The organism is Actinacidiphila glaucinigra (assembly GCF_035918135.1).
Lineage (GTDB): Bacteria > Actinomycetota > Actinomycetes > Streptomycetales > Streptomycetaceae > Actinacidiphila > Actinacidiphila glaucinigra.
Genome location: NZ_CP109144.1, coordinates 4,491,241 through 4,506,095 on the forward strand (window position 1 = coordinate 4,491,241; position 14,855 = coordinate 4,506,095).

The 14,855-nt window shown below is 74.2% G+C and carries 14 protein-coding genes and 2 tRNA genes; 10 read left to right on the forward strand and 6 right to left on the reverse strand.

Features of this window, described 5'->3' with window-relative positions:
- Window positions 1–52 precede the first annotated feature (52 nt).
- Window positions 53–799 carry a hypothetical protein gene (locus OIE69_RS20035; protein WP_326573393.1) on the forward strand — a complete coding sequence of 249 codons (747 nt, stop codon included), beginning with the start codon at window positions 53–55 and terminating at the stop codon, window positions 797–799.
- An 87-nt stretch (window positions 800–886) separates the two neighbouring features.
- On the opposite strand, the gene OIE69_RS20040 is transcribed toward OIE69_RS20035, so the two are convergent.
- A complete protein-coding gene (locus OIE69_RS20040; protein ID WP_326573395.1) occupies window positions 887–1,561 on the reverse strand; it encodes an esterase/lipase family protein in 675 nt (224 codons plus the stop codon).
- A 146-nt stretch (window positions 1,562–1,707) separates the two neighbouring features.
- On the opposite strand from OIE69_RS20040, the gene OIE69_RS20045 reads away from it, so the two are divergent.
- On the forward strand, window positions 1,708–4,479 hold the full coding sequence (locus OIE69_RS20045) for a LuxR family transcriptional regulator (protein ID WP_326573397.1): 2,772 nt from the start codon (window positions 1,708–1,710) through the stop codon (window positions 4,477–4,479).
- A gap of 95 nt (window positions 4,480–4,574) precedes the next feature.
- Here OIE69_RS20045 and OIE69_RS20050 read toward each other — a convergent pair whose 3' ends face one another.
- Window positions 4,575–4,751, reverse strand: a complete 177-nt coding sequence (locus OIE69_RS20050; protein WP_018558259.1) for a hypothetical protein — start codon at window positions 4,749–4,751, stop codon at window positions 4,575–4,577.
- A 107-nt stretch (window positions 4,752–4,858) separates the two neighbouring features.
- On the opposite strand from OIE69_RS20050, the gene OIE69_RS20055 reads away from it, so the two are divergent.
- The 5 genes from OIE69_RS20055 (at window position 4,859) to OIE69_RS20075 (ending at window position 10,388) form a co-directional block, all read left to right on the forward strand.
- The gene (locus OIE69_RS20055) at window positions 4,859–5,794 is read left to right on the forward strand and encodes an aldo/keto reductase (protein WP_326573400.1); all 936 of its coding nucleotides are present in this window, start codon (window positions 4,859–4,861) and stop codon (window positions 5,792–5,794) included.
- A gap of 146 nt (window positions 5,795–5,940) precedes the next feature.
- Complete coding sequence (locus OIE69_RS20060) at window positions 5,941–6,396, forward strand: MarR family winged helix-turn-helix transcriptional regulator (protein WP_089225345.1); 456 nt, start codon at window positions 5,941–5,943, stop codon at window positions 6,394–6,396.
- Window positions 6,397–6,407: 11 nt separating this feature from the next.
- Window positions 6,408–8,912 carry an MFS transporter gene (locus tag OIE69_RS20065; RefSeq protein ID WP_326573403.1) on the forward strand — a complete coding sequence of 835 codons (2,505 nt, stop codon included), beginning with the start codon at window positions 6,408–6,410 and terminating at the stop codon, window positions 8,910–8,912.
- A gap of 146 nt (window positions 8,913–9,058) precedes the next feature.
- Window positions 9,059–9,892, forward strand: a complete 834-nt coding sequence (locus tag OIE69_RS20070; protein WP_326573405.1) for a YceI family protein — start codon at window positions 9,059–9,061, stop codon at window positions 9,890–9,892.
- Between the two features lie 25 nt (window positions 9,893–9,917).
- Window positions 9,918–10,388, forward strand: coding sequence for a PPOX class F420-dependent oxidoreductase (locus OIE69_RS20075; protein ID WP_089225348.1), 471 nt, complete (start codon window positions 9,918–9,920; stop codon window positions 10,386–10,388).
- Between the two features lie 70 nt (window positions 10,389–10,458).
- On the opposite strand, the gene OIE69_RS20080 is transcribed toward OIE69_RS20075, so the two are convergent.
- Window positions 10,459–11,199, reverse strand: coding sequence for a response regulator transcription factor (locus OIE69_RS20080; RefSeq protein WP_326573409.1), 741 nt, complete (start codon window positions 11,197–11,199; stop codon window positions 10,459–10,461).
- 210 nt (window positions 11,200–11,409) lie between these two features.
- Between OIE69_RS20080 and OIE69_RS20085 the strand changes: the two genes are divergently transcribed.
- Both OIE69_RS20085 and OIE69_RS20090 read left to right on the forward strand, forming a co-directional pair.
- Window positions 11,410–12,291: an LLM class F420-dependent oxidoreductase gene (locus tag OIE69_RS20085; protein ID WP_326573411.1), complete on the forward strand. Its 882-nt coding sequence runs from the start codon at window positions 11,410–11,412 to the stop codon at window positions 12,289–12,291.
- Between the two features lie 110 nt (window positions 12,292–12,401).
- Window positions 12,402–13,241, forward strand: a complete 840-nt coding sequence (locus OIE69_RS20090) for an MEDS domain-containing protein (RefSeq protein WP_326573413.1) — start codon at window positions 12,402–12,404, stop codon at window positions 13,239–13,241.
- 15 nt (window positions 13,242–13,256) lie between these two features.
- Here OIE69_RS20090 and OIE69_RS20095 read toward each other — a convergent pair whose 3' ends face one another.
- The 3 genes from OIE69_RS20095 to OIE69_RS20105 form a co-directional block, all read right to left on the reverse strand.
- On the reverse strand, window positions 13,257–13,469 hold the full coding sequence (locus OIE69_RS20095; RefSeq protein WP_089225352.1) for an EF-hand domain-containing protein: 213 nt from the start codon (window positions 13,467–13,469) through the stop codon (window positions 13,257–13,259).
- Between the two features lie 301 nt (window positions 13,470–13,770).
- A tRNA-Arg gene (locus OIE69_RS20100) sits at window positions 13,771–13,843 on the reverse strand.
- Between the two features lie 181 nt (window positions 13,844–14,024).
- Window positions 14,025–14,115 (reverse strand) — tRNA-Ser (locus OIE69_RS20105).
- A gap of 186 nt (window positions 14,116–14,301) precedes the next feature.
- On the opposite strand from OIE69_RS20105, the gene OIE69_RS20110 reads away from it, so the two are divergent.
- On the forward strand, window positions 14,302–14,742 hold the full coding sequence (locus OIE69_RS20110; protein ID WP_326573416.1) for an SSI family serine proteinase inhibitor: 441 nt from the start codon (window positions 14,302–14,304) through the stop codon (window positions 14,740–14,742).
- Window positions 14,743–14,855: the final 113 nt, after the last annotated feature.

Genomic DNA, 14,855 nt, shown 5'->3' on the forward strand with positions numbered 1-14,855 from the left:
CGGCGGAGGACCGGCCGGTTTCTTCCTGACGGTTCGTCAGTACACTGGCGGGATGGTGCACATACCACCGGGCCGCCGGGGCGCGCTGGCCGCTGCCTCGGCGGCCGTCGTCTGCCTGGGTGCCTTCGCCGCGCTGGGCCCGGACTGCGAGGGCAACGGCGCGGGCTACGTGGCCGTCGGCGCCCCGGGCCCGGCCGGCGGCCCCGGGGTGAACGTCCCGCCCTCCGGTGACGTGGACCTCGTGCCGCTGGACGGCCGTACGGCTTCCCCGTCCGCGCCCGGCCGCACCTCGCCCGCCGCTCCGGACGCACCCCGCGCACCGGATGGCCGCGGCGGCGCGGGCTCCCCACCTCCGGCGGACGCCCCGGAGCGGCCCGGCGCCACGGGCACCCCGTCAGGGCAGGGCGGCACCGCGACGCCCTCCGGCGGCCCCACGGGGCTTCCGGCTCCCGGCGGTTCGGCCTCCTCCTCGTCCCCGCCCGCACCCGGCGCGCCTGCGCGCCTGGTGGTGGGCGCGGTCGAACGCTCGGCGGCTGCCGAGCGCTGGTGCGAGAAGGTCACCGTCACCCTCGCCAACACCGGGGACCGCGCCGCGACGGCGGGCACGATCACCTTCGGCACGCACGTCATCGGCCTGCTGGGCGTCGACTGGGCCACGGTGCGGAGCAGCCGCGCCGCACCGGTGCCGGTACCCGGCGGCGGCAGCGCGAAGGGGACCTGGGAGGTCTGCGTCGAGGCCTGGCGGGTGCCGCCGGGCATGCACGTCGAGACCCGGGACGTCTCGGTCGCGGACTCCTGAGCGCCGGCCCGCCCCGGGCACGCGCGGGCGGGGGCCGGTCCGTCCCGGGACCGGCCCCCGCTTCCGCGGGAAGGCGTGGTGGTGCGCTCAGCCGGCCAGGTAGGAGCGGATCTGGCCGAGGCTGCCGGTGTCGCTGAGGAACCCGATGTGGGTCGTGCACGCCACCAGGTGGTTGTTCGCGCCGCTCAGCGGGGTGCTGGTGTAGGGGATGATGACCCCGTCGCACGGCGAGTACCAGGTCGCGTAGACCGTGCTGCCCGGCGTCTCGTCACCGCTGCTGATGGTGCGGACGAAGGACGAGCCCGGGAGCATCTCGACGCAGGACGCGTAGATCACGCAGGCCGAGGCGAAGGTGGTGCCGTGGTTCGCGCCCGCGACCGAGGCGACCCGGCGGACGGACGAGGTGCCGCCGAGCTGTGTGAGGTACCACTGGGTGACCAGGCCGCCCATCGAGTGGTTGACGATGTCGACCTTGGTCGCGCCGGTGCGGGCCAGCACCTGGCGCACATAGCTCGCCAGTCCCGCGGCGCTGGTCTTGTTCGACTGCGCCCAGTTGTATTCGTACACGAAGAGCTCGCTGCGGCTGTAGCCGCCGGCCACGAAGACCGTCTCCGCGTAGTCCCAGTTGCTCGCGCTGCCGGTGTAGCCGTGCACGAAGACCACCGGGGTGTGGGTCGCGGCGTTCGCGGTGCCCGGCGCCACGAAGGTGCCGAGGCCGACGGCAGCCGCCACCGTGAGCAGGATCGCCCATATTCGTCGCATCTGAACTCCTTGTCGTGGGGGTCGACAGGAGTCTCGGAGCGAACCGCGGGCGACGGACCGGTGGAATCACCAGTGTCGTTCCTGTCATGAACGGAACATGACGCACGGCCCTTCCCTCCTGATGGGCGCCAGCAGACACTGGCGTCATGGAGGCCGGACGGAGCGAACCCGCCGCGTGGCCGCCGGCGCTGTACGGCCGGGACCGCGAACGCACCCTCCTGGACGCCCTGTCGGGCCCGGCCCGGCAGGGCGGGGGGCGGGCACTGCTGATGCTCGGCGGACCGGGCACCGGACGTACCTCGCTGCTCACCGCCGCGGCGCGCACCGCGGCGGCGGCCGGCGCGACCGTACTGCGCACCGACGGGGTGCGGGCAGAGGCACGGGTCCCGCTCGCCGGCCTGCACCGCACCCTGCTGCCGGTCGCCCCGCGCGTACGGGCCCTGCCGGGACCGTACGGCGCGGCGCTGGCCGGGGTCCTCGCCGGGAGGGAGCCCGCCGGGGGTGAACTCGCGCTGGGCGCGGCGCTGTACGGCCTGGTCGCCGAGCTCGCCCGCCCGGCGCCACTCCTGTGGTGCGTGGACGACGCGCAGTGGCTGGACCCCGCCACACTGCGCGCGCTCGGCATGGCGGCGCGCCGCCTCACCGGCCTCGACGCCGCCGTGGTGTTCGCCGCCGACGAGGGCTGCCCCGTCTGCGCCGCGCTGGAGGGCCTGGACGTCCTGCGCCTGGGACCGCTGCCACCGGACGCCGCGCGCCGCACGCTCGCCGACCGCTTCCCCGGGTTGCCGCCGCACGGTTCGGACGCGGTCACGGTGCTCGGCCTGGCCGACGGCAACCCGCTGGCCCTGGTGGAACTGGCCGGCGCGGCCGTGGACGGGCGGCTGCCCGAACCGCCCGCGCTGCCGGAGGGGAGCAGGCTGCTCGAGCGGCACCGGGAGCGCTTCCACGCGCTCACGCCGGGCGCCCGTGCCGTGGTGGCGCTGCTGCTCTGCGGCGGGCCGCTGGCCGTACCGGTGCTGGAGTGCGCAGCCCGCCGCCGCGGGCCGGGCACCGGCGGTGTCGAGGAGGCCCGTGCCCGCGGGCTGGTCGAGTTGCGCGACGGGACGGCGACCGTACCGGGACGGCTGCTGCGCGCCTCGCTGACCGGACTGCTCTCCCCCGCCGACCGGCTGGCCGCGTACGGGACGCTCGCCTCGGTGCTCGACCCCCCGGCCGCCGGGCTGTTCCGGGCGCTCCACCGGCTCGGCCGCTCCGCCGGCCCGTCACCGGTGCCGGAACAGGAGCTGGAGGCCGCGGCCGGGTCCGCCCGCCGGTCGGCCGGTCACGCCGCGGCCGCCGCCGCGTGGGAGCGGGGCGCCGAGGCCGCCGCCCGTCCGCACACCCGGGTCCGCTGGCTGGTCGCGGCCGCCGCCGACGCCCAGGCCGCCGGGGACACCCGGCGGGCGCGCGGCCTGATGCGCCGGGCCGGAGCGCAGGGCGGACCGGCACCGGGCGGGGCACCCGGCGCGCTGGTCCGGGGCGAGATCGAACTGCGCGACGGGGTGCCCGCCGTGGCCTGCCGCGACCTGACCGCCGCAGTCGGCGGCTTCCCCGCCGACCGGCGCGCACCGGCCGTACGGGCCCTGATGCTCGCCGGCGAGGCGGGGTGCCTGGCGGGCGACTTCGCCGCGTTCTTCGGCCTCGCCGACCGTGCGGACGCCCTGCGCCGCAGCGACGACCCACCGGAACAGCGGCTGGTCTTCGACCACTTCACGGGGCTCGCGGCGACCTTCCGGGGCCGGCACGACCGCGCGCAGTGGGCGCTGCGCCGGGTGGTCCGGCTCGCCGAGACGCTGGCGGACCCGGAATCGGCGATCTGGGCCGCCCAGGCCGCGTACACCCTGGGGGACGCACCGAGGGCGCACGCCCTGGCGACCTCGGCCGTGCACCGGGCGCGGCGGCAGGGGGCGGGCGCGCTGGTTCCGGCGGCCCTGGTCTACGAGGCCCTGTGCGCGCTGGCGCTCGACCGGTACGCCGCCGCCGGGGCCGCCGCCGAGGAGGGGCTGCGGCTCTCGGAGGCGACCGGCCAGCGCAACCTCGCCGTCGACCACCTCTCGGTGCTGGCGCTGCTCGCGGCGCTGCAGGGCGACAGCGCCACCGCCGGGCTGCGGATGGGGGCCGCCGAACGCGCCGTCGCCGTACGGGGGCTGGGCCGTCCCGGGGCCTTCAACTGCTGGGTGTCCGCCTGCGCGGACCTCGCTGCGGACCGGCCCGCCGACGCGCTGTCCCGCTTCGCCCGTATGCGCGGCGGCGCGGGCCAGGTGAATCTGGCGGTCCGGGGGATGGCCGCGCCCCACTTCGTCGAGGCGGCGGTGCGCTGCGGGCAGCGGGCGAAGGCCGCGGGGGCGCTGCGCGCGTACGAGCACTGGGCGGCGGCGAGCCGCAGCAGCGTCCGGCTGGCGCTGGCGCACCGCTGCCACGGGCTGCTGGCGGAGGACGACGCGAGCGCCGTGGACCACTTCCGGGAGGCGCTGCGGCTCCACCAAGGCGACGACACCGTCCTGGAACTGGCCAAGACGGAGCTGTTCTACGCCTCCCGGCTGCGACGCGCCCGCCGACCCGGCGAGGCCCGCGGCCTGCTGCGGGACTCGGTGTCCGTGTTCCGGCAGTTCGACGCCCGCCCCTGGGCGGAACGGGCCGCGGCCGAACTGCGCGCCGCCGGTGACCGGGTGGGCCCGGTGGACCGGGAGCCCGGCGGCCGCCGGGAGCTGACGGCGCAGCAGACGAGGATCTGCGAGCTGGTGGCGCAGGGCGCAACCAACCGCGAGATCGCCGATCTGCTGCTGCTCAGCACGCGGACGGTCGAGTACCACCTGCGGAACATCTTCAGCCGGCTCGGGGTCCGCTCGCGCGTCGAGCTGGCGTCGCTGTTCCGCTGAGCGGGGCGGGGCCGCCGGGCACGGGCGCACGACGACCGCCGGACGGCCGGCGAGCGCCGGCGTCCGGTGTCAGTGGACGTGGTGTGGCGCGCCGGTCAGGCGACCGCGAACCAGACCACGGCGGCGATCACGACGACGGCCGCGATGACGCCGACGATCAGCCCGGTCTTGTTGCCGCCCGCGGCCTGGACCTGGGCGGGCTCCTCGTCGACGAAGGCGCGGAACATCTGCGTGTTGCCGGCCGGGTCGTAGTTGTTGTCAGGGGTAGTCATGGGGCAGGACCCTAGCGAAGTCATGTCGGGCAGGTCACCCCAGGTCCGCCGTTGACGGGGGGGGACACCCGGGGAATACCGCTCGTCCCCGCCGCGTCCAAGAGCACATGGCACTCATCGGCAACTCTGATCTCGACGTCTCCCCCCTCTGTCTAGGCGGCAACGTCTTCGGCTGGACCGCGGACGAGGCGACCTCCTTCGAGGTGCTGGACTCCTACGCGGAGGCGGGCGGCAACTTCGTCGACACCGCGGACGTGTACTCGGCGTGGGTCCCGGGCCACAGCGGCGGGGAGTCCGAGACCGTGATCGGTTCCTGGCTCGCCAAGCGCGGCCGCCGCGACGACGTCGTCGTCGCCACCAAGGTCGGCTCCCACCCCGACTTCAAGGGCCTGAAGGCCGCGACGGTCAAGGCCGCCGCGGAGGAGTCGCTGCGCCGGCTGGGCACCGACCGGATCGACCTCTACTACACGCACTACGACGACCCCGAGACCCCCGTCGAGGAGATCGTCACCGCTCTGGACGGGCTGGTCCGCGAGGGCAAGGTCCGCCACGTCGCGGCCTCCAACATCAGCCCCGAGCGGCTGGCGGCCTCGCTGGAGTTCGCCGAGCGCGAGGGCCTGACCAAGTACGTGGCGCTGCAGCAGCACTACAACCTGGTGGAGCGGGAGGACTACGAAGGTCCGCTGCGCGAGGTCGTCCAGGCGCACGGTCTCGCCTCCGTGCCGTACTTCGGTCTGGCACGGGGCTTCCTGACCGGCAAGTACCGGCCCGGCGTCACGGTGGACAGCCCCCGGGCGGAGGGCGCGGGCGCCTACCTGGGGTCGGAGCGCGGGCCGCGGGTGCTGGCCGCGCTGGACGAGGTCGCGGCGGCGCACGGCGTGGAGCCGGCGAGCGTCGCGCTGGCCTGGCTGCGGTCGCAGCCGACCGTCGTGGCGCCGATCGCCAGCGCCCGTACGCCCGGGCAGCTGACCGCGCTGCTGGCCTCGGTGACCCTGGAACTGACCGCCGCGGAGCTGGAGCAGCTCACCAAGGCATCTGTCTGACCTGCGGCTTTTATCCGACGACCCGCCTCCTTGACCGGAGGCGGGTCGTTCCTTTTGGAGGTTTTTACCCGAAAGAATTTGCCTGCAGCAACCAACGTTCCTAAGGTTGCTTGAGGCAACCAACAAGAGTCGGGAAGCGAGGCGCCATGGCGACGCAGGAGCAGTTCGCGGAGCTCGCGAGCCAGCTGCGCGCGATCCCGGTGGTCGCCCGCGAGCTCAGCCGGGCCTGTCCACCGCAGTGCCCGCCGGCATCGCTCGGCGTGCTCTCGGTGATCAGCCGTCACGGCGAGCTGCGGATGAGCCGGCTGGCCGAGCTGCTGGAGGTCGACATGTCCGTCACCAGCAGACACGTGGCCCACCTCGCCGAGCGCGGCTGGATCGACCGGCTGCCCGACCCGCACGACAAGCGGTCGCGGTTGCTGCGCCTGACCCCCGGCGGCGCGGACATGCTGCGCGCCGCCCAGGACGGGGTCGCCGAGGCGCTGGCCCACCACCTGAGGGACTGGCCGGACGAGGACGTCACCGAGTTCTCCCGGCTGCTGGACCGGCTGCGCAGGGACTTCGCCGCCGACTGCCGCCCCCGTACACATTCCACGACGTGAAGAGGATTACGATGGCAACAACCGCACCACCGACCGGTGTGCGGGGGACCGATGCCCACGCAGGACACGCGGCCCCCATGTCGCACCGGCAGATCGTACGAGCCCTGACCGGGCTGATCCTCGGCTTGTTCGTGGCGATCCTGTCGTCCACGATCGTCTCCAACGCCCTGCCGAAGATCATCTCCGATCTGCACGGCGGGCAGAGCGCCTACACCTGGGTCGTCACCGCGGCCCTGCTCTCCACCACCGCCACCACGCCGCTGTGGGGCAAGCTCTCGGACCTGTTCAGCAAGAAGCTGCTGGTCCAGCTGGCCCTGGTGATCTACGTGGTGGGCTCGCTGGTCGCGGGTCTGTCGCAGAACGCCGGCATGCTCATCGCCTGCCGTGTCGTCCAGGGCATCGGCGCCGGCGGTCTGACCGCGCTGACCCAGGTCATCATGGCCGCGATGATCTCCCCGCGGGAGCGCGGCCGGTACAGCGGCTACCTCGGTGCGGCCTTCGCCCTCGGCACCGTCGGCGGCCCGCTGCTCGGCGGCGTCATCGTGGACACCGACTGGCTCGGCTGGCGCTGGTGCTTCTACGTCGGCGTGCCCTTCGCGATCATCGCGCTGATCGTGCTGCAGAAGACCCTGCACCTGCCGGTCGCCAGGCGCCGGGTCAAGGTCGACTGGGCGGGTGCCTTCTTCGTCACCGCCGCCGTCAGCCTGCTGCTGGTCTGGGTCACCTTCGCCGGCGACAAGTACGACTGGATCTCCTGGCAGACCTACGCCCTGACCGCGGGCGCGCTGCTGCTCGTCCTGATCTTCATCCTGGTCGAGTCCCGCGCGAGCGAGCCGATCATGCCGCTGCGGCTGTTCCGCAACAAGACCATCAGCCTGACCTCGGTCGCCTCGATGTTCGTCGGCACCGGGATGTTCGGCAGCACGGTCTTCCTCAGCCAGTACTTCCAGCTGGCGCGGGGCGAGTCGCCCACGATGTCCGGCGTCATGACCATCCCGCTGATCACCGGCCTGTTCCTCTCCTCCACCGTCTCCGGCCTGATCATCACCCGCACCGGCCGCTGGAAGGCGTTCCTGGTCTCCGGCGGAGTGCTGCTCACCGGCGGTCTCGCCCTGCTGGGCTCGATGCGGTCCGACACCCCGTACTGGCACCTGGCGCTCTACATGGCGCTGCTGGGCCTCGGCGTCGGCATGATGCTGCAGAACCTGGTGCTGGCCGTGCAGAACCAGGTGGGTGCCGCCGACCTCGGCGCCGCCAGTTCCGTCGTCACCTTCTTCCGCACGCTCGGTGGCGCGATCGGCGTCTCCGCGCTGGGCGCGGTGCTCGGCAACCGCGTGACGCACTACGTCGCGGACGGCCTGGCCGCCCTGGGCGTGAAGTCCACCGGCGAGTCCGCCGGCGCCATCCCGGACCTGGCCACGCTGCCCGCACCGGTCCGCCACGTCGTGGAGAGCGCGTACGGCCACGGCGCCGGCGACGTCTTCCTGGTGGCCGCCCCGGTGGCGTTCCTCGCACTGCTGCTGGTGGTCTTCATCAAGGAAGTGCCGCTCAAGACAGCGAGCGGTCTGCAGCAGGCAGCCGGTGTCCCCGGCCACGCCGAGCAGACCCCGGCCGTACCGGCCCAGGCCTCCGCGGCCGAGACCCTCGCCGAGACCGCCGAGGCGGTCAGCGTGGCCGCGCCGGTGATCCCGCTGCCGGCCGAGGGCACCGCGATCCACGGCCAGGTGCGCGGCTCCGAGGGCGCGGGCGTCGAACGGGCCACGCTCACCCTGATCTCGCTCACCGGCCGCCAGCTCGGCCGCGCCTCCACCCACGCGGACGGCGGCTACGAGCTGATCGCGCCCGGCGCCGGCTCGTACGTCCTCATCGCCGCCGCCGACGGCCACCAGCCGCAGGCCTCCACCGTGGTGGTCGGCGAGGAGCCCGTCCCGTACGACGTGGTCCTGGCCGGCACCAGCGGGCTCACCGGCACGGTGGTCGCCGAGGCGACCGGCATACCCGTCGCGGGCGCCATGGTCGTCGTGACCGACGTCCGCGGCGAGGTCCTGGCCAGCGGCGGCACCGGCGCCGACGGCGCCTTCGGCTTCGAGGACCTGCCCGCGGGCGACTTCACCCTGGCCGTCAACGCCACCGGCTACCGGCCGGCCGCGCTGCCGGTCGAGGTCGCCGGCAACGGCCCCACCCACGTCGAGGTCCCGCTCCGCGCCGGAGCCCGCCTGCGGGGCACCGTGCTCGGCGGCACCGCGCGGACGCCGCTCCCGGAGGCCCGCGTCACGCTGATCGACGCGGCCGGGAACGTGGTGGCGACCGCCACCACCGGCGCCGACGGCGCGTACGCCTTCGGCGACCTGGACGCCGGCGAGTACTCGCTGGTCGCCAGTGGCTACCCGCCGGTGGCCACCCAGGTCACCGTCGGCAACGGAGCCGGGACCGGTCCCGAGGCCGGCCCCGAGGCCGGCCCCGAGGGCGGTCCCGAGGGCGGCTTCGACGTCGAGCTGAACCACCCAGAGGGGTGAACCATCGGCCGGTCCGTGCGCCGCGGAGACGCACGGACCGGTGGACGGGGGACAAGCGGGTCCGGTCGGGACGGCCGGGCAGGGGACGGCCGGGACCGTCCGGACCGGGCCCGGCCGGGGGAACGCACCGAAGGCGAGCGAGGTACATGAACACGACGGCAGGAGCCGGGCTGCGCGGGCGGATCCGGACGAAGGACGGTTGGGCGGTGCCGCACGCCGTGGTCACCGTCACCGACATGACCGGGCGGCAGGTCGCGCGAGAGCCCGCGGACGCCGAGGGCGCCGTGCGCACCGCGGCGCTGGCCTCCGGGGCGTACACCGTGATCGTGACGGCCGTGGGCTACCGACCGGCGGCCGCGACGGCACTGGTGACGGCCTCCGGCTCGGCGGACCTCGGGACCCTGCTGCTGGACCGCGCGGGCGGCCTCGAACTGCCGCCGCCCGGGCCGTGGACGATCGACCCGGCGCACTCCGAGGTCGGCGCCGTCGCCCAGCACCTGGGCCTGTCCAGCGTGCACGGCCGCTTCAGGACCTTCGCGGGCCGGATCGACGTCGCAGAGCAGCCGCTCGCCTCGTCCGTCGAGGCCGTCATCGACGCCGCGTCGATCGACACGGGGAACGGCACCCGCGACGAGCACCTGCGCTCCGCCGACTTCCTCGACGTCCGCGAGCACCCGACCGTCACCTACCGCAGCACCTCGCTGGAGCCGGCCGGCGCCGACCGGTGGACCGTCCACGGGGAGCTGACGATGCGCGGGGTCACCCGCCCCGTCGACCTGGCCCTCGCCTGCCTGGGCACCGGCCCGGACCCCTGGGGCGGCGTGCGCGCCGCCTTCCGCGCCACGGCGGAACTGCGCCGCGAGGACTTCGCGATGAACTGGAACCAGGTCGTCCGGGCCGGCATCGCCACCATGGGGACGACGCTCAGGGTCACCCTCGACATCCAGGCGGTCCAGGGGACGGCCCTCCCCGCCGTATGACCGCGGGCCGCATAGGCTGCCGTCCATGGCTGCCAACATCGCGACCAACACCAGCGTCCAACTCGATCAGTTGCTGGAATTCGTACGACCGCGCCACCGCGCCCTGCTGCTGACCACCCGCGCCGACGGCCGCCCCCAGGGCTCCCCCGTCACCTGCGGGGTCGACGACGCTGGGCGCCTGGTCGTCTCGACCTACCCCGAACGGGCCAAGGCCCGCAACGCCCGCCGTGACCCGCGGGCCTCGGTCATCGTCCTGTCGGACGAGTGGGACGGCCCCTGGGTGCAGGTCGACGGCACCGCCGAGGTCATCGACTCCCCGGACTCCGTCGAGCCCCTGGTGGAGTACTACCGCAACATCGCGGGCGAGCACCCGAACTGGGACGAGTACCGCGCGGCCATGGTCAGGCAGGGCAAGTCCCTGGTCCGCGTGACCCCCGAGCACTGGGGCCCCATCGCCACGGGCGGCTTCCCGGCACGGCTGGCCCCGAAGGACTAGAGCCGGCCCCGGCGCTCCCGTCCGGTCGCCCCTTCCGCGTCCCGCGACCGGGGGGCGCCGACGGGGCGGTTCATACTGCTTCGCCCGGTTTGATCAGATAGCCGGCGCCGCGCCGGGTGTGGATCATCGGGGGCCGGCCCACGTCGATCTTCTTGCGCAGATAGGAGATGTAGAGCTCGACGACGTTGGCCTGGCCCCCGAAGTCGTAGGACCAGACGCGGTCGAGGATCTGCGCCTTGCTCAGCACCCGGCGCGGATTGCGCATCAGGTACCGCAGCAGCTCGAACTCGGTCGCCGTGAGGTGGATGCCCTGGCCGCCGCGGCTGACGTCGTGGCTGTCCTCGTCGAGCACGAGGTCGCCCACGACCAGCAGCGAGTCCTGGCGGACGGCGGCCGCCCCGGCCCGGCGCAGCAGTCCGCGCAGCCGGGCCACGACCTCCTCCAGGCCGAACGGCTTCGTGACGAAGTCGTCCCCGCCCGCGGTGAGGCCCGCGATGCGGTCCTCGACGGCGTCCTTGGCGGTGACGAACAGCACGGGCACGTCCGGCAGTTCGCGGCGCAGCCGGGCCAGGACCGCGGGCCCGTCCATGTCGGGCAGCATGACGTCGAGGACCACGGCGTCCGGTCGCACCTCGCGCGCGGTGCGCAGCGCGTCGGAGCCGGTGTGTTCGGTGGTGACGTCCCAGCCCTCGTAGCGCAGGGCCATGGAGAGCAGGTCGGCGAGGTCGTGCTCGTCGTCGACGACGAGCACCCGGACAGGCGAGCCGTCGGGACGCGTGAGGTCGGCGGCGGGGGAGGGAGACGCGGTCATGCCGGCATCCTGTGCGCAACCCCTGAGAGCGCCCTTTCCGCCGTCTGTGATTTCCCTGAGAATCGCCTGTCGCAGGATCTGCCGCGGGGCGGGCACACCACCCTGACGCGCCGCCGGGCGGGGAATGCGTGAGCCGCGGACCGCGTTTTGCTACGAAGGACGTCGAACTTCAGTCGAACTTCACACGGACTTCGTGGCGGGAGAAGACCCATGAGCGACAGCCAGACGCCGGCGATCGGACGCTACGGCCTGTGGAGCGGCGGGCTGCGCGACCCCGACCCGGCCCGCGCGGCCGAACTCGCCGAGACCGCGGCGGAACTGGAGGAACTGGGGTACGGCGCCCTCTGGCTCGGCGGCAGCAGCGGCGTCGAGCACGCGGCCCCCCTGATCGCGGCCACCTCCTCGATCACCGTCGCGACCGGCATCCTCAGCATCTGGCAGTACGGGGCCGAGGACGCCGCCGCCCGCCAGGCCGCGCTCGAGGCCGCCCACCCCGGGCGCTTCCTGCTGGGGATCGGCGTGAGCCACGCCCGCCTCGTCGAGCAGTACAAGCGCCCGTACGCCGCGATGACCGGCTATCTCGACGAGTTGGACGCCTCCGGGGCGCCGGCCGGGAAGCGGGTGCTCGCCGCGCTGGGCCCGCGGATGCTGGAACTCTCCCGCGACCGCTCGGCGGGCGCCCATCCGTACCTGGTCACCGTCGAGCACACCGCCGAGGCACGCGCCACGCTGGGCGAAGGGCCGCTGCTGGCCCCGGAGTTCACGGTCGTCCTGGAGACCGACCCGACGCGGGCCCGCGAGACCGCCAGGGAGATGCTCGCGTTCTACCTGACGCTCCCCAACTACACCGACAACTGGCTGCGCCTGGGCTTCGGCGAGGACGACCTCACCGACGGGGGCAGCGACCGCCTGGTCGACGCGCTCTTCGGCTGGGGCGACGAGGAGCGGGTCCGGCAGCGCATCGACGCCTTCCTCGACGCGGGCGCCGACCACGTCGCCGTCCAGGTGCTGACCTCCGGAGAGGACCGGTCCGGACTGCCGCGCGAGCAGTGGCGCCGGCTGGCGGCGGCACTGAAGCCCGCCGGTCACTGACGGTCCGCCCGGAGCCAACCGGCGACATCCCACCGAACAGGAACGGAACGCTCCGCTCAAAGGCGTTCAGCGCCCGGCCGCCTCACGGGGCCGGGCGTATGTTCGGCCCCATGGACAGCGGCACCGTGCCCCGCACTGTCCCGGTCGACCGCATGGCGTCCGGCGACCACGCCTGCCTGGGCTTCCAGGACGAGGACGACCGCTGGGAGATCCGCGCCGCCTTCACCGCGATCGGCCTGGCCCGCGGCGAACGGGTGCTGCTCCTCACCGGCCCCGGCACACCCCCGGCCGAGGCCGTCACCCGCCTCACCGGGCGGGGTATCCGCGCCGCCGACGCGGTACGTCACAGCGCGCTCGTCATCACCCCCGCGGTCCCCGGCTACGACACGGCCGCCGCCTGGACCGCGCTGACGAACGCCGCCCACGGCCGGGGCTTCTCCGGCCTCCGCGTCGCCGGCGACATGTCCTGGGCACTGGGTCCCGGCCTCGACCGCGACCGCCTGCTCGGCCACGAGACCGCCATGACCCCGGTGCTGGCGGGCCTCGGCCTCACCGCCATCTGCGAGTACGACCAGCGGCGCTGCGCCGCCTCGCTCCTCGACCGGGTCCGGGCCGCCCACCCGGTCTGCGTATGCCCGCGCCACGGCTCCCTGCGCGCGGAGCACACCGGCGGCACCCTCGCCCTCCGCGGCGACGCGGACCTCGCCACCCGCGACGACTTCGAACTGGCCGTCCGTCACGCCTTCGCGGGGGCCGCCGGCCCGCCGTCCCGGGTCGACCTCACCCGGCTGTCCTTCATCGACGCCCGCTGCGCATCCGTCCTGATCCGCCACGTGGCGTCCCTCGGCCCCGCCGACCGCGTCACCATCCGCTGCCCGCGACTGCACGCGCGCACCCTGCGGCTCTGCGGCGCGGCCGAGGTCCCCCAGTTCCTCCTCGAGGAGACCTGAACCCCCGGCCCGGTGTCAGGCCTGCTGGGCCGCCCAGAACTCGTCCCACGAGATCTTGCCGTCGCCGTTGGCGTCGACGGCCCTTATGACGCTCTGCGCCACGGTCTCGGTCACGTTGAAGTCCCCGAGCTGCGCCATCACGCTCTTGTACTCGCCGGCCGTGATGAGCCCGTCCCCGTCGACATCGAATCGCGTGAACGCCTTCTTGGCCGCCTCGATGTCCGCCATCGTGACCACCCCTCCTTGTGTGTACTCGGTCCTGACTGCGCACACCCTAGCCGCCGCAACGGCCCCGCCGGCGGCCGGGCGGAGGTGGATCACAGAGGCCACCGGCCCGGCCGCCCGCAGCGCGCCGGGTACCTTCACCGACGCCTCGGGGAGGACCGCCCACACACCTTCGCCACCACCGCCCCGGCTCATGACGCGCCCGGGCCGCGACCGCTGACTCCGGGTGACGCGGAAGGATCCGCGCGGCCGCGGGCGACAACGCGAAAGGCCCCCGGTGATCCCGGGGGCCTCTGGCCTGCTGTGCACTCGGCAGGATTCGAACCTGCAACCTTCTGATCCGTAGTCAGATGCTCTATCCGTTGAGCTACGAGTGCTTGTGCTTCCCGGCGTTTTCTTGCCGGTCGGCGTTGCGGGAACAACATTACATGACCCGCGCCGTGAGGTGAAATCCATTAGTCACACACGGCCTGACCTGCGAAAACGCCGCAACGGCGGTCCAGCAGGGGGGCCGGGAACGGCAGAAGCCCCGGCCGGGTGGCCGGGGCTTCTGTGAGGCGGAGGCGGAGGGATTTGAACCCTCGATGGACGGTAAAGCCCAAACCGCATTAGCAGTGCGGCGCCATAGACCGGACTAGGCGACGCCTCCTGACGTGCCCGCGCGAGCGGGTGTGTGCAGATGATGGCACAGCCCACCGGGCTGGGACCAATCGCTGACCAGATTACTAGGCCTCGTGCGGCCAGGGCAAAGGCGTTGCGGCGGGCGCCGCGGCGGCGCGCCCACGATCGGGTGGATTGGCAGGCGCGGGCCGCCGCGGGGAGGTAGGGACGGAGCATGCGATTGGCTCGTGTGCCCATGACCGCCGCGCTCACGCTCGGCCTGCCTATGACGGTGGCCGCGCCGGCCCTGGCCTGCCCTCCGGGGCCGGGGGCGCCGCCCGACGTACTGCGGGTGACCGTGGACGACGGGGGCGGCCGCCTGTCGGAGTACGACCTGCGCTGCGACCCCGTCGGCGGGACCCACCCCGAGGCGTCGGAGGCGTGCGCCCACCTGGAGCGGCTGGGCGGGCCCGTGGGCCCCTCGCCCGAGGGCACGATGTGCACGATGATCTACAGCGGCCCACAGCGGGCGACGGTGCGCGGCAGCTGGCGCGGCCGGCCCGTGGACGCCCGCTACGACCGCAGCAACGGCTGCGAGACGGCGCGCTGGCGGCGGATGGCCCCGGTGCTGCCCGCGCCCGCGGTCCGCGACGGGTCCGGTGACCTGGGTGGGTGACCTGGGCGGGTGACCTGGGGGTGAGCCGGGCGTGTGAGACGGGTGTGTGACCTGCGGGGGTGACCGACACCACATCCGCACGCCTCGGACGCGAACACTACTCACGCGTACGG

Bases quoted from the DNA above. Each gene is read 5' to 3' on its own strand.
- OIE69_RS20035 (WP_326573393.1), top strand. From the start codon at position 53: ATGGTGCACATACCACCGGGCCGCCGGGGCGCGCTGGCCGCTGCCTCG.
- OIE69_RS20040 (WP_326573395.1), bottom strand. From the start codon at position 1,561: ATGCGACGAATATGGGCGATCCTGCTCACGGTGGCGGCTGCCGTCGGC.
- OIE69_RS20045 (WP_326573397.1), top strand. From the start codon at position 1,708: ATGGAGGCCGGACGGAGCGAACCCGCCGCGTGGCCGCCGGCGCTGTAC.
- OIE69_RS20050 (WP_018558259.1), bottom strand. From the start codon at position 4,751: ATGACTACCCCTGACAACAACTACGACCCGGCCGGCAACACGCAGATG.
- OIE69_RS20055 (WP_326573400.1), top strand. From the start codon at position 4,859: ATGGCACTCATCGGCAACTCTGATCTCGACGTCTCCCCCCTCTGTCTA.
- OIE69_RS20060 (WP_089225345.1), top strand. From the start codon at position 5,941: ATGGCGACGCAGGAGCAGTTCGCGGAGCTCGCGAGCCAGCTGCGCGCG.
- OIE69_RS20065 (WP_326573403.1), top strand. From the start codon at position 6,408: ATGGCAACAACCGCACCACCGACCGGTGTGCGGGGGACCGATGCCCAC.
- OIE69_RS20070 (WP_326573405.1), top strand. From the start codon at position 9,059: ATGAACACGACGGCAGGAGCCGGGCTGCGCGGGCGGATCCGGACGAAG.
- OIE69_RS20075 (WP_089225348.1), top strand. From the start codon at position 9,918: ATGGCTGCCAACATCGCGACCAACACCAGCGTCCAACTCGATCAGTTG.
- OIE69_RS20080 (WP_326573409.1), bottom strand. From the start codon at position 11,199: ATGACCGCGTCTCCCTCCCCCGCCGCCGACCTCACGCGTCCCGACGGC.
- OIE69_RS20085 (WP_326573411.1), top strand. From the start codon at position 11,410: ATGAGCGACAGCCAGACGCCGGCGATCGGACGCTACGGCCTGTGGAGC.
- OIE69_RS20090 (WP_326573413.1), top strand. From the start codon at position 12,402: ATGGACAGCGGCACCGTGCCCCGCACTGTCCCGGTCGACCGCATGGCG.
- OIE69_RS20095 (WP_089225352.1), bottom strand. From the start codon at position 13,469: ATGGCGGACATCGAGGCGGCCAAGAAGGCGTTCACGCGATTCGATGTC.
- OIE69_RS20110 (WP_326573416.1), top strand. From the start codon at position 14,302: ATGCGATTGGCTCGTGTGCCCATGACCGCCGCGCTCACGCTCGGCCTG.